The sequence below is a fragment of the Acinetobacter sp. ANC5681 genome (assembly GCF_023488045.1).
Classification (GTDB): Bacteria; Pseudomonadota; Gammaproteobacteria; order Pseudomonadales; family Moraxellaceae; genus Acinetobacter.
Genome location: NZ_JAMFKZ010000045.1, coordinates 1 through 13,031, shown reverse-complemented (window position 1 = coordinate 13,031; position 13,031 = coordinate 1). Strand labels below are relative to the sequence as shown.

Here is a 13,031-nt window from a genome sequence, read left to right as displayed (position 1 = left end):
TCTGTTTCTTGCTCATGGTAAACTCCTAATGAGTATGTATAGTTTACCAAGTTAAACCCTCCTGTTTTTTAAGCACACATCAACAAATATTAATGGCGAAAATGTTTATTCCTGCTGAGTTGTTACTTTCTTTGGCTGAAATAACTTCAGGCAATCCAACTGCCGACACCTTAAATAAAATGAATACGCAAATTACTGAGCTAGTCACCTTAAAGATGCGTTTAAAGCAAGGTGATCCGAGCTTAACCAGTCAGGAAAAAGCTCGTATCCTCACCGTTGCACCTTATAACTTAGATGCATGGGATGGTTATTTTGTTGAGCGTGAAATTTTATACGGCACTTTGGCGCAATTAAATAAAAAAGTTGTTGTACTTGCAGGGGATACCCATAATGCATGGTCTTCTAATTTATATAGTAAAGATGGTGCATTTGTAGGTGTGGAATTGGCAACCAGTTCAGTTTCTTCACCAGGTCTGGAAAAATATTTAAATATTCCATTGGCTCAGCTACAGCAGTTTGAATTTGCATTTACCACCTTGATTGATGAGCTGAACTATTGCAACTTAAACCAACGAGGTTATCTCATGGTTCAGTTTGATGAAACTCAGGTACAGTCACAGTGGGTTTATGTGGATTCAATCAAAAAATCTGAATATAGCATTGATACAGCCAGACAATATCAGCTCAGTTTTGATAAGAATTTGTTGCCAGTGAAAGCAGGGCAGCAAGTTGCTTAAACGATTGATACATCGAGCCAAACGTTAATGTTTGGCTTTTTTATTTTTAAATTTCAGACATAAAAAAACCAGCATTAAGCTGGAATTTTTAGCACCAAATTTCATTTGATGAAAAATGGTGCCCGAGGCCAGACTCGAACTGGCACGCTTTGTGGGCGGGGGATTTTAAATCCCCTGTGTCTACCGATTTCACCACTCGGGCTTTAAAACCAAATTTGGAGGCGGGGGTCGGAATCGAACCGGCGTACACGGAGTTGCAGTCCGCTGCATGACCATTCTGCCACCCCGCCATCATTTGGTGATGCACATATTAGCAACCTTTAGAAAAAAAACAATAGTGTTTGCCGTGAATATGCACATAAAAACAACATCTAAAAGAATATTGGTTAAATTATCATGTATTATTTACGCAATTGATTCATACCCACTTTGGAGATGCGCTGTGGCATTGGTTTTAGACGGTCGTGCGTTGGCAACACAAATCGAAGCTGATTTGTTGGTTCGTGTAGAAGCATTAAAAGCAAAAACGGGACGTACCCCAATTTTGGCAACAATTTTGGTTGGTGATGATGGTGCATCGGCAACGTATGTGCGTATGAAAGGCAACGCTTGCCGCCGTGTCGGTATGGATTCACTTAAAGTTGAGCTTCCAAAAGAAACCACAACAGAGCAATTATTGGCTGAGATTGAAAAATTAAATGCTAATCCTGATGTGCATGGTATTTTGTTGCAGCATCCAGTGCCTGAACAAATTGATGAAAGAGCATGTTTTGATGCTATTTCATTAGCTAAAGATGTGGATGGCGTGACTTGTCTAGGTTTTGGCCGTATGGCTATGGGTGAAGCAGCCTATGGTTCTGCGACACCTGCGGGTATTATGACAATCTTGCAAGAAAACAAGATCGAGATCGCGGGTAAACATGCAGTTGTGGTCGGTCGCTCAGCGATTTTAGGCAAACCAATGGCAATGATGTTATTACAGGCGAATGCGACAGTAACTATTTGCCACTCACGTACTCAAAACTTAGCTGAATTGGTAAAACAAGCAGATATCATTGTCGGTGCGGTGGGTAAAGCTGAGTTGATTCAAAAAGACTGGATCAAGCAAGGTGCAGTTGTTGTAGATGCAGGTTTCCACCCGCGTGATGGCGGTGGTGTCGGTGATATTCAATTAGTGGGAATTGAAGAGATTGCTTCTGCTTATACACCAGTTCCAGGTGGTGTGGGGCCAATGACGATTACGACTTTGATTCGTCAAACTGTTGAAGCTGCTGAAAAAGCATTAGTTTAAAGATTAATAGCCCCTCGATAAGAGGGGTTTTTTAGAATTAAAGATATATGAGTTGTACATTTCAATTTGAGAAAGCCCCTGAATATTTACTTCAAGCATTACATGAAGTCATCCCTAATACGGATCTACTAGCACAGCAGCTTCCTGAAACACCTATATCGTTATGGTTGATTCCACCAGTTTTTCCAACGGATCGTTTGGATGATGAGGTGATTCGTCGTATTTGGAATGAGACACCGTATTGGATTTTCTGTTGGGCATCTGGTTTAGCGATGGCACAGTGGTTACTCGCTGAGCCACATCATGTTAAAGATAAAGTGGTCTTGGATTTTGGTGCAGGTTCGGGCGTAGTTGCAATTGCTGCAAAAATGGCAGGTGCGAAGCGTGTGATCTGTTGTGATATTGATCCAGTAAGTCTTGCGTCATGTCGTGAAAATGCTTTGTTGAATGATGTTGAACTTGAATATTTGGATGATTTATATAAAGCCGAGCAAGTGGATGTATTGCTCGCTGCGGATGTCCTGTATGACCAATGTAATCGTTTCTTCTTGGATGAATTTCTTAAGTTCGCACCTGAAGTTTGGGTTGCCGATAGCCGAGTTAAAAACTTTAGCCATCCTCAATATATGAAAATTGATGAACGCAGTGCAACGACTTGGCCTGACTTGGATGAATCCAAAGAGTTTAGAAATGTGAGTTTTTACCGCACAAAATAAATAATGTTTAATCTAAAAATAATCAGTGTTGAGACTATCAAATCTCAACACTATTTTCCTCTTACTCATGCTAAAACATTCAGTTGAAATAGAAATAATCTTCAAAAGGAAAGAAAATGAATATTCAACAGGTTGATGATAATAAACATGGGATATTTAAGCTGTTCAACGGTGAAACAGTAGCTGGTGAAATGGCTTACACATGGGCTGGGATACTTGTTAATTATTGATCACATTGATTTGAACGATCAATTTCGAGGGCAAGGATTAGGTCGAAAACTTTTAAATGAGTTAGTTACTTTTGCAAGAAGTCGCAACATTAAAGTCATTCCTTTATACCCATTTGCAAAGTCGGTTTTCGATAAAGACCTATCAATTCTTGATGTCTTGAAGATATAAAATATATAGGATGTATAAAGCTAAAGAAAAACTTATGCATCCATGATTATTATTTATTCAGAACAAGTATAGCGAATGACTTTAAGTGTAGTCGGGCGTGCTTCAAGTGCTTGGCGTGTTGCATATCCTTCACTGTTATTGAAATCAGGTGAATTAGAAAGTCCAAAAGTTGCACGACTATTTCCAAGTTTTACGCCGTATTGTTCTTGTTGTGTAGGATTCATAATTTCATTCACACTGAGTATTGAAATTTTATAAGTTTTTCCTACGCCTAAAACTTGGTTGCATGCATGTTGTAATTTCTTTTGATCTAAATCTTGATTGGTACGTGCTGCAAGGGTGTAAGCAATCGTGGCTGAAGTTGTTGTTTTATTTTCTATTTGATAGCCCGTCACGCCGTTAAATTTGTGTGGTGTACTTTGACATGCAGTGATCACAAGTGTACTTGTAACAATAATGAATAAATTGGTTTTTTTCATATCTATGATCCTATTATTTCCATAATTAGTATGGCATAAAATAAGGTTGTTATTGTGAGTAATCTTTGAAATTGGCGCTATTCATCGTATTGAGGTTCAAAGTTAAAGAAAGAATTTTCGTTTTCGAACAATTTTGCATATAATCTGCCAAGTTTTTTATTTAATACAGAAGTCGTTGCTTTATTGCAGTATTTTTGCCCGTTTTAACGGGCATTTAGTTTATTGGTCTGCTATAAGGCAAGTCTGGATAGGTGTGTCATGATCTCTACAGATAGTCAAAAAAAATATGTGGTTGCGTTTGACCAAGGTACAACAAGTTCACGAGCAATCGTGTTGGATCATGATGCAAATGTTATTAGTATTGCTCAGCGCGAGTTCACGCAAATCTACCCACAACCAGGTTGGGTTGAGCATGATCCTATGGAAATATGGGCAACTCAAAGTGCAGTTTGGGTTGAGGCGCTAGCACAAGCGGGTATTTCAAGTGACCAAATTGCTGCAATCGGGATTACTAACCAACGTGAAACCACGATCATTTGGGATAAGAAAACTGGTAAGCCGATTTATAATGCTATTGTTTGGCAAAGCCGTCAAAGCAATGAAATTTGTAATCAGTTACATCAAGATGGTTGGGATGATTATGTTCGAAAAGTAACGGGCCTAGTCATCGATCCATATTTTTCAGCAACAAAAATAAAATGGATTCTTGATCATGTTGAAGGAAGTCGTGAGCGTGCAGAGCGCGGTGAGCTTTTGTTTGGTACGGTGGATACGTGGTTGATTTGGAAATTGACCAATGGTCAAGTTCATGTGACAGATTATACCAATGCTTCACGTACCATGCTGTTTAATATAGAAACATTGGAATGGGACGACAAACTTTTAGAAGCTTTAAACATTCCAAAAGTAATGTTACCAACTGTGCGTAGCTCATCTGAGGTCTATGGATACACACATACCATTAGTGGTCAGGAAGTTGGAATTCCAATTGCAGGTATTGCGGGGGATCAACAAGCTGCATTATTTGGACAAATGTGTGTAGAAGTCGGGCAGGCCAAGAATACCTATGGGACGGGTTGTTTCTTATTGATGAACACAGGGAAGCGTATAGTTCAATCTGAACATGGTTTGTTGACTACCATTGCATGTGGTGCAAAAGGTGAAGTGAATTACGCTCTAGAAGGTGCTGTGTTTAATGGTGGATCATGTGTGCAATGGTTGCGTGACGAACTCAAAGCGATTAATGATTCGTATGATTCTGAATATTACGCAACCAAAGTGAAAGATAGTAATGGCGTATATGTTGTGCCTGCATTTACAGGTTTGGGTGCGCCGTATTGGGACCCAACCGCACGTGGTGCGATCTTGGGTATTACACGTGGTGTGAGTATTGAGCATATTATTCGTGCGACCTTAGAGTCAATTGCTTATCAAACACGCGATGTATTAGATGCAATGCAACAAGACTCTGGCGAAAAGTTGCGGACACTCCGCGTAGATGGTGGTGTAACAGCGAATAACTTCTTGATGCAATTCCAAGCGGATATTCTTTCGACTTCAGTTGAACGTCCAGCAATGAAAGAAACGACAGGGATGGGAGCCGCATTTTTGGCTGGTTTAGCTGTCGGTTTCTGGTCGGATTTAAATGAATTGAAGAGTAGAATGTCGATCGAACGAACCTTTATACCTGAATGCAGTCAGGATCAAACTGAAAAATTGTATAAAGGTTGGTTAAAAGCTGTCGGACGTACTCGAGATTGGGCAGAAGATTAAGCTAAAATAGCCGGATATAATATGCCGTAAATAAAACAGGATTGATGAGCATGAGCTTGATACTACGCCAACAAAAAACCCTCGAATTAGTACGAGAGCGTGGTTATATTAGTATTGAAGAACTTGCTCAACATTTCGATGTTACACCTCAAACGATTCGTCGTGATATTAATCAATTAGCGGATGAAGGGCTTTTGCGCCGTTATCATGGCGGCGCTGCGCATGATTCAAGTGTTGAAAATACAGAATATACGATGCGTGTCGGGCATATGCTTGAGCAAAAAAGAACAATTGCTGAAGCTGTTGCTGCTGCCGTTCCAAATCACGCTTCTTTATTTATTAATATTGGCACCACAACCGAAGCGATTGCTCATGCACTACTGAATCACACGGGCTTAAAAGTCATTACTAATAACCTGAATGTTGCAAAGACCCTGAGCACAAAAGAGGATTTTGAAGTTCTGATTGCCAGTGGTCGTGTTCGTCCAGATGGTGGTGTCATTGGTCAAGCAACCGCTGATTTTTTCAAACAGTTTAAAGCAGATTATGCGCTTATCGGGATTAGTGGAATTGAAGAAGATGGCACATTGCTTGATTTTGATTTTCAGGAAGTGTGTGTCTCTCAAGAAATTCTTTCAAGTGCACGCCAAGTTTTTTTAGCCGCGGATAGCAGTAAATTTGGGCGTAATGCGATGATTCGATTAGGTTCACTTAAGCAAGTGGATTGTATTTTTACTGATCAACAGCCAAATGAGCAATTTATAAAAACCATCCGAGAGTTAGATGTTGGTTTGATTGTTGCAAAATAAATATTCATTTTCGAAAAATTGTTACTTTTCTTGAGTTAATCAACTTAACTCAAGATATATTCAATAAAAACTATATTTTTCTTATAAATAAATGCGGTTACCGTGTTTCTGAACTGTTAGTTTCTCCATTGAATTTTACCATTTATCTAAAAGTGTCGATAGATTGGCATTTTTTGATCTATTTTTTATTGTTTATTTTCGATTTATATGTTTAAATTTTCATTATCGAAAAATAATGAAAAATTTGTGGTGATCTATGCAAACTTCTCCTCAGACAAATGAAAAAATCTATGACCTTGCGGTCATTGGTGGTGGTATCAATGGTGTTGGTATTGCGGCTGATGCTTCAGGACGCGGTTTATCGGTATTCTTGTGTGAAAAAGATGATTTAGCCAGTCATACTTCGTCTGCAAGCAGTAAGCTCATTCATGGTGGTTTACGTTATTTAGAACACAAAGAATTTCGTTTAGTACGTGAAGCGTTAGCTGAGCGTGAAGTGCTATTGGCTAAAGCTCCACATATTATTCGCCCAATGCGTTTTATTATGCCGCATCGCCCACATCTTCGCCCTGCATGGTTGATTCGCACGGGTTTGTTCTTCTATGACCATTTAGGTAAGCGTGAGAAATTATTGGGTTCAAATAATGTCTATTTTAAAGAAAATAGCCCTTTAAATTCTGCGATAACACGTGGTTTTGAATATTCTGACTGTGCTGTTGATGATGCTCGTTTGGTTGTACTTAATGCGATGCATGCCCGTGAAAAGGGTGCTGATATCGTAACTCGTACTCGTTGTTTGTCTGCACGAAGAGATGGGCAGTATTGGATTGTTGATTTAGAAAATGAAAATTGTCAATTCCAAATTAAAGCAAAGGCACTGGTCAATGCTGCTGGCCCTTGGGTCGCAAAATTCATCAAACAAGATTTAGAGCTCAAATCACCTTACGGTATTCGCTTGATTCAAGGTAGTCATATCATTGTACCGAAACTGTATGAAGGTGATAAAGCATTTATTATGCAAAATGATGACCGCCGTATTGTCTTCGCAATTCCTTATTTAGATCAATACACCATGATTGGAACTACGGATCGTGAATACCAAGGTGATCCTGCGCAAGTACAAATTACTCAAGCAGAAACAGATTATTTGCTTGAAGTGAGCAATGCTCATTTCAAAAAACAGCTTACTCAAGCGGATGTTATTTGGACATTTGCTGGGGTACGTCCACTCTGTGATGATGAATCAGATAATCCATCAGCGATTACCCGTGACTATACTTTGGCTTTGTCCAAAGGTGAGGTGGGGCAGGCCCCATTACTTTCCGTATTCGGTGGAAAATTAACAACATATCGTAAATTGGCTGAGTCAGCTATGCAGCAGTTAAAAGCATTTTTCCCTGAAATGAAGGGGAGTTGGACTGCAACAGAAGCTTTACCTGGTGGCGAAAATATGGAGTCTGTTGAACAGTTGATGCGAGAAATTCGTGCACAAGTCACTGATGCATCAGAAGATTTAGTTAAGCGTTGGGCATCAGCTTATGGCTCACGTATTTGGAATATCTTGGGCGAGGCTGTTTCAATTGATCAGCTTGGACTGAGTTTTGGACATGGATTATTTGCTAAAGAAGTGGATTACTTATGTCGATTTGAATGGGTAACAACTAGCGAAGATATTCTTTGGAGACGTTCCAAATTGGGCTTGAGTTTTACACAAATTGAAATGAATCAATTAGATGCTTATTTAGTATCTAAACAGCAAGAGCCGCATGCCGCTTAAAAAATTGTATAGCCGTACTGTCTTTAAAGAGCCTTTTATCTAACGTTGGAGTTAAGGGCGCGTTTTCGGCGCATGCCGAAAACGTCGACCCTTGAACGAGTTGTTAGGTGAGTGGCCATTACCGCAGAAGGCTCGATATCATATCTGAGGAAAATACGCTCATCTCTTTTACATCTTTAACTGTAAGGCTGGCTTGGGCATTAAGCTGGCGTGGCATCATTTCTTTTAGACTAACTATTACTTTCGCAGCCTCTTTATCTAGATTGAGCTTACTTATGAGACGTGATGTTGGAACGCAAACCACATCAGATATATGTGATTTATCTTTATCTGGAACTAAGAATAATGTGACAGATGTATCTACATTGAGGTGTGGGTGATCTAGAAGTATTTCACTGTAGCGAACGATATCAATCCAGATGGATGTGCCTTTCTTGAGCTCTATTGAGTAATTATTCCAAGATGCATCGGCATAGCGGCCCATTTCGCATTTGAAGCCAAGACCTTTGCATGCATCTGATTCATAGCTGCTTTTCTTCGCGACCCATGAGCCTTCGAGATTTCCCACGACAGAATCAATGTGTGCTCTGAGATCAAGGTACATTCCGCTCACCTAACTACTCTTATGCGGCAGAGGTGACACATCAGATGCTAAAATTTGCTGCATAAGACGCCTATTTAATGAAGTATTAAACAAAATAATATTGATTTATTTGAACTAAAAACTATCATTAAATCATAAAAATAACAAGGATAATAAAATGTCAGTTCACCAGCCCAAACGATAAGCTGTCGTATTATCGCTTTCTCAACTACTTACAAATGTGTTGCACTTCGTTACTTGATCAGCCAAATAAAAGGCCACCTAAGTGACCTTTTAAATCTCCCTGAACCCCTCTTTAATCAAGAGGGAAACTAGAGTGATTAAGCAGATTTAACAGCTGCTAATAATTCATTTTGACGATCTTTAAGTGCTTGTGGTAAACGATCACCAAGTTTAGTAAATAACTCAGTGTGGCTTTCAAGCTCTTTGATCCATTGGTCTTTGTCTTGTGCTGTAACAGTTTCGAATTGCTCTTTAGAGAAGTCGATACCTGTCCAGTTCAATTGTTCATAAGTTGGAACGTAACCAATAGGAGTTTCAGTTGCTTCAGCACGACCTTCACAACGATCAATAATCCACTCAAGAACACGCATGTTTTGACCGAAACCAGGCCATACGAAATTGCCTTCAGCATCACGACGGAACCAGTTTACATTGAAGATTTTTGGTAATTTGTTACCAGCAGCTTCTGCTTTAGCGCCAACTTCTTGACCAAGTTGTAACCAGTGACCGAAGTAATCAGCCATGTTATAACCAGCGAAAGGAAGCATTGCAAATGGGTCACGGCGAACAATACCTTGTTGACCAACAGCAGCAGCAGTTGTTTCTGAACCCATTGTTGCAGCTTTATAAACGCCATCAACCCAGTCAAAAGCTTCAGTCACTAAAGGTACTGTATCTGCACGACGACCACCGAAGATGAATGCAGAGATTGGTACACCTGCTGGATTTTCCCAGTCAGCATCAATAGAAGGGCATTGACCAGCTGAAACTGTAAAGCGAGCATTTGGATGAGCCGCTTTTTCACCTTCAACGTGAGGCTGACCTTTCCAGTTGGTTAAGTTTGCTGGAACTTCTTTAGAAAGACCTTCCCACCAAATTTCACCGTTATCTGTTACAGCAACGTTCGTATAGATAACATCTTTAGTTAATGTCACCATACAGTTCGGGTTGGTTTTGGTATTTGTACCAGGTGCAACACCGAAGAAACCTGCTTCTGGATTGATTGCATATAAACGACCATCTTCACCTGGTTTGATCCAAGCAATATCGTCACCTACAGTTTCAATCTTCCAACCTTCATAACCTGCTGGTGGAATCAACATAGCAAAGTTGGTTTTACCACACGCAGAAGGGAATGCCGCAGCGATGTAGTGTTTCTCACCTTGTGGATTGGTTACGCCTAAAATAAGCATGTGCTCAGCTAACCAACCTTGCTCACGACCCATTGCAGAAGCAATACGTAAAGCTAGGCATTTTTTACCAAGTAAAGCATTACCACCATAACCAGAACCGTAAGACCAGATTTCACGAGTTTCTGGGTAATGAACAATGTATTTTTCATTGTTACATGGCCAAGCGACATCTTTTTGACCATCTTTCAATGGAGCAGCAACCGTATGAACACATGGGATAAACTCACCATCTGTACCTAATACGTCATAAACTGCTTTACCCATACGCGCCATTTTTGTCATGCTGACAGCAACGTAAGGTGAATCTGTTAATTCGATACCGATGTGTGCAATATGGCTTCCTAAAGGACCCATAGAGAAAGGAACGACGTACATGGTACGACCTTCCATTGCGCCATCAAATAAGCCGTTTAATTTCGCACGCATTTCAGCAGGCGCAACCCAGTTGTTTGTTGCACCAGCATCTTCTTGATTTTCAGAGCAGATATATGTGCGATCTTCAACACGAGCAACATCAGAAGGGTCAGAATTTGCAAGATAAGAACCAGGATGTTTTTCTTGGTTAAGTTGTTGCATGGTGCCGTTAGCGATCATCAAGTCGATCAGACGTTGATATTCTTCCGCGCTTCCGTCACACCATTCGATTTTTGCTGGTTTGGTTAATTTTGCAATTTCTTCCACCCATGCAATAAGCTTAGGGTGACGAACGAATTCTGGTGCGTTCACTTGGGTCATGGTGATGCCTTTTTAAAGTGTGTACGACGTACAATTCTATTCATTGGATGACAATGAAAATAGATGAAGTAAAAAAAGTGGCTGTATTAAAGCATAAAATCGTAAAAAAAATAAGACTACCGTGTTTGATAGAGTCTTAATCTAAGAGTGTATATTTATGGGTAACATATTGTTTTTGCGTAAATTGAGTATTTTTTGGTTCTATATGTAATTTTTTTATGTGTATTATTTTTATTTTAAATTATTATTAAAAACAATTAGATAGATTTGTTTATTTTTTTTGAGAATTATTATTGATAAATTGAATAATGCTCATCCAAAATTTACATAAACAAACTTTTAATTGTTGATTTTATAAACAAAAATACTGGTGATTTATCTTTAAGGCTGTTAGGTATGATTCAGAATTTACGGCCCTTGTCCATAATTTACAATCAAAAATCTGGCTTTCATGCAGCACAGCAAGAAGACCAATATGAAGCTCTTATGGCTTTTTGGAGTCAGAAAGGATTTGAAATTCAGGTATTTGAATTAAATTCGCACATGAATTTTGATGAAATGATGAATAATATTTTATCTCGACATCAACAGGAACATGCGCGTGGGGTAGTTGTTGCTGCAGGTGGTGATGGTACATTAAATGCCGTAGCAAAAAAGTTAATGCATACCAATATTCCAATGGGAATAATGCCCTTAGGTACGTTTAATTATGTTGCACGTGCTTTAGATATTCCGATTGATGTGGCTCTAGCAGCAGAAGTAATCGCAGTGGGTCAACCGCGCGAAGTTCATGTTGCAACGATTAATGATCAAATTTATTTGAACAATGCCAGTTTAGGTTTGTATCCTTTATTCATTAAGAAGCGTGAACTTTATAACCAGTATTTAGGGCGCTTTCCATTACATGCTTATACTTCGGCGTTAGATGTGTTACTGCGCGAACATAAATCATTAAAACTCGCACTCACGGTTGATGGGAAAAAATATCCTGTAGTTACTCCGTTAATATTCTTTGGTAATAATCAGTTGCAATTAGAGGATATGAAATTAAGAGTGGCTGAATGTGCTGCAAAAGGCAAGTTAGCTGGAGTTGTTGTTGCTAAAAGTGACCGAATCAGTTTATTAAAAATGCTATGGAAACTTGTTCAAGGTGAAATTGATCAAGCATCGGACGTCTATTCTTTTTGTGCCGAACAAATACATGTTGACTGTAAAAAGGCCAAACTTACTGTTGCAGTCGATGGGGAATTAGTGGATATGCAACCACCTTTAAAATTCTCAGTAAAAAAATCAGCCTTGAAAGTGATGGTTCCAAATGTTGTTACACCTATCTGATCTACATTTTGGTACTGAACGTGAAGAATGTATTCAAGCGATACGACTGTTTTGCCAACAAAAACGCCCAGAGGCAATTGTAATCAGTGGTGATTTAACCCAGCGTGCGCGTTTCAAGCAATTTTATGATTGCCGTCAGTTTTTAGATTCTTTACATATCCCATATCTTGTTGTGCCGGGTAATCATGATATTCCGCTTTATCATGTCTGGAATCGCTTCTTCTCTCCATTTGTACGTTACCAAGCATTTTTTGGCCGTTTAGAGTCCACTTTAGAAACGGAGCATTTTTATATTGTTGGCATGAATAGTATTCGTCGGAGATACCATACCCGAGGGCATATTTCTCTTGAGCAAATTCATGAAACGGATACCAAGCTGAAAAATGCACCCACAAATAAAATAAAATTGGTCACTTTCCATCAGCCTTTTTATACCTTCCCAAATGAGCATGGAGATAAGGATTGTCCTGTGCTTGCTAAAATTGCATTAGAACGTTGGGGTGAGACAGGGTTGTTTGGTTTATTACATGGGCATCTACACAAAGTTGCTGTTCATGATTTAAATCAAATTTTTCAATTGGGATTTAACCATCCTATTTTGGATATTCATGCTGGAACAGCAACTTCAAATCGTTTGCGTTTTGGGTTTTCAAATAGTTTTAACGTGATTTTAGATGACGGAACAATTGAGCATTATTGGTTTGATGAGCGCTTGGGAAAGTTTAAAAACTTATATAGTCAAACCGCTTAATTACCCATACACTCGTTAAAGAAACGACAAAAAAGCTTATCTATAGGACTTACGCATTGACGGATTCAAAAAATACTTTGTACACGACAAATTTCATAGGGCCCTTGTCCTATCAGGCTTTTTCTTCCTTAAAATTGCTAGCACTTTCTTAAATTCTTCTTTTTTTCCAAAACCAATCAAACGTAGAATAGCCATTTGAACATAGTCCAA

The 13,031-nt window shown here is 39.1% G+C and carries 10 protein-coding genes, 2 tRNA genes and 3 pseudogenes; 9 read left to right on the top strand and 6 right to left on the bottom strand.

Annotation, left to right across the window (positions count from 1 at the left end; translation table 11 throughout):
• Positions 1-80 precede the first annotated feature (80 nt).
• Positions 81-737: pseudogene (locus tag M5121_RS14825) on the top strand (alkaline phosphatase D family protein); the annotation flags it as partial.
• Positions 738-853: 116 nt separating this feature from the next.
• Here M5121_RS14825 and M5121_RS14820 read toward each other — a convergent pair.
• Together M5121_RS14820 and M5121_RS14815 are read right to left on the bottom strand one after the other, a co-directional pair.
• Positions 854-939 (bottom strand) — tRNA-Leu (locus tag M5121_RS14820).
• Positions 940-953: 14 nt separating this feature from the next.
• A tRNA-Cys gene (locus tag M5121_RS14815) sits at positions 954-1,027 on the bottom strand.
• A 152-nt stretch (positions 1,028-1,179) separates the two neighbouring features.
• Between M5121_RS14815 and folD the strand changes: the two genes are divergently transcribed.
• The 3 genes and pseudogenes from folD to M5121_RS14800 all read left to right on the top strand — a co-directional run bounded on the left by folD (position 1,180) and on the right by M5121_RS14800 (position 3,143).
• Entirely contained in the window at positions 1,180-2,028 is an 849-nt protein-coding gene (gene folD, locus M5121_RS14810) for a bifunctional methylenetetrahydrofolate dehydrogenase/methenyltetrahydrofolate cyclohydrolase FolD (protein ID WP_208727764.1), read from the top strand.
• A gap of 47 nt (positions 2,029-2,075) precedes the next feature.
• The gene (locus tag M5121_RS14805; protein ID WP_249571601.1) at positions 2,076-2,744 is read left to right on the top strand and encodes a class I SAM-dependent methyltransferase; all 669 of its coding nucleotides are present in this window, start codon (positions 2,076-2,078) and stop codon (positions 2,742-2,744) included.
• 116 nt (positions 2,745-2,860) lie between these two features.
• A pseudogene (locus tag M5121_RS14800) lies at positions 2,861-3,143 on the top strand (GNAT family N-acetyltransferase).
• Positions 3,144-3,196: 53 nt separating this feature from the next.
• Here the strand turns inward: M5121_RS14800 and M5121_RS14795 are convergent.
• Positions 3,197-3,622, bottom strand: a complete 426-nt coding sequence (locus M5121_RS14795; RefSeq protein WP_087548097.1) for a hypothetical protein — start codon at positions 3,620-3,622, stop codon at positions 3,197-3,199.
• A 258-nt stretch (positions 3,623-3,880) separates the two neighbouring features.
• Between M5121_RS14795 and glpK the strand changes: the two genes are divergently transcribed.
• The 3 genes from glpK (at position 3,881) to glpD (ending at position 7,981) form a co-directional block, all read left to right on the top strand.
• On the top strand, positions 3,881-5,395 hold the full coding sequence (gene glpK / locus M5121_RS14790) for a glycerol kinase GlpK (protein WP_249571600.1): 1,515 nt from the start codon (positions 3,881-3,883) through the stop codon (positions 5,393-5,395).
• A gap of 50 nt (positions 5,396-5,445) precedes the next feature.
• The gene (locus M5121_RS14785; protein WP_005158113.1) at positions 5,446-6,204 is read left to right on the top strand and encodes a DeoR/GlpR family DNA-binding transcription regulator; all 759 of its coding nucleotides are present in this window, start codon (positions 5,446-5,448) and stop codon (positions 6,202-6,204) included.
• A gap of 256 nt (positions 6,205-6,460) precedes the next feature.
• Positions 6,461-7,981: a glycerol-3-phosphate dehydrogenase gene (glpD, locus tag M5121_RS14780; RefSeq protein ID WP_249571599.1), complete on the top strand. Its 1,521-nt coding sequence runs from the start codon at positions 6,461-6,463 to the stop codon at positions 7,979-7,981.
• A 118-nt stretch (positions 7,982-8,099) separates the two neighbouring features.
• Here the strand turns inward: glpD and M5121_RS14775 are convergent, their stop codons facing one another.
• On the bottom strand, positions 8,100-8,585 hold the full coding sequence (locus tag M5121_RS14775; RefSeq protein WP_249571598.1) for a hypothetical protein: 486 nt from the start codon (positions 8,583-8,585) through the stop codon (positions 8,100-8,102).
• 320 nt (positions 8,586-8,905) lie between these two features.
• Entirely contained in the window at positions 8,906-10,735 is a 1,830-nt protein-coding gene (locus M5121_RS14770; RefSeq protein ID WP_249571597.1) for a phosphoenolpyruvate carboxykinase (GTP), read from the bottom strand.
• 396 nt (positions 10,736-11,131) lie between these two features.
• Between M5121_RS14770 and M5121_RS14765 the strand changes: the two genes are divergently transcribed.
• Positions 11,132-12,070: a diacylglycerol/lipid kinase family protein gene (locus M5121_RS14765; protein ID WP_249571596.1), complete on the top strand. Its 939-nt coding sequence runs from the start codon at positions 11,132-11,134 to the stop codon at positions 12,068-12,070.
• A complete protein-coding gene (locus M5121_RS14760) occupies positions 12,051-12,821 on the top strand; it encodes a metallophosphoesterase family protein (RefSeq protein WP_249571595.1) in 771 nt (256 codons plus the stop codon). Before M5121_RS14765 ends, M5121_RS14760 begins: the two co-directional genes overlap by 20 nt.
• 93 nt (positions 12,822-12,914) lie before the next feature.
• On the opposite strand, the pseudogene M5121_RS14755 reads toward M5121_RS14760, so the two are convergent.
• A pseudogene (locus M5121_RS14755) lies at positions 12,915-13,031 on the bottom strand (IS4-like element ISAba33 family transposase); the annotation flags it as partial.

Coding starts and splice junctions, on each gene's coding strand:
- glpK (WP_249571600.1), top strand. CDS start 3,881: ATGATCTCTACAGATAGTCAAAAAAAATATGTGGTTGCGTTTGACCAA.
- M5121_RS14805 (WP_249571601.1), top strand. CDS start 2,076: ATGAGTTGTACATTTCAATTTGAGAAAGCCCCTGAATATTTACTTCAA.
- M5121_RS14775 (WP_249571598.1), bottom strand. CDS start 8,585: ATGTACCTTGATCTCAGAGCACACATTGATTCTGTCGTGGGAAATCTC.
- M5121_RS14765 (WP_249571596.1), top strand. CDS start 11,132: ATGATTCAGAATTTACGGCCCTTGTCCATAATTTACAATCAAAAATCT.
- M5121_RS14795 (WP_087548097.1), bottom strand. CDS start 3,622: ATGAAAAAAACCAATTTATTCATTATTGTTACAAGTACACTTGTGATC.
- M5121_RS14770 (WP_249571597.1), bottom strand. CDS start 10,735: ATGACCCAAGTGAACGCACCAGAATTCGTTCGTCACCCTAAGCTTATT.
- M5121_RS14785 (WP_005158113.1), top strand. CDS start 5,446: ATGAGCTTGATACTACGCCAACAAAAAACCCTCGAATTAGTACGAGAG.
- M5121_RS14760 (WP_249571595.1), top strand. CDS start 12,051: ATGTTGTTACACCTATCTGATCTACATTTTGGTACTGAACGTGAAGAA.
- glpD (WP_249571599.1), top strand. CDS start 6,461: ATGCAAACTTCTCCTCAGACAAATGAAAAAATCTATGACCTTGCGGTC.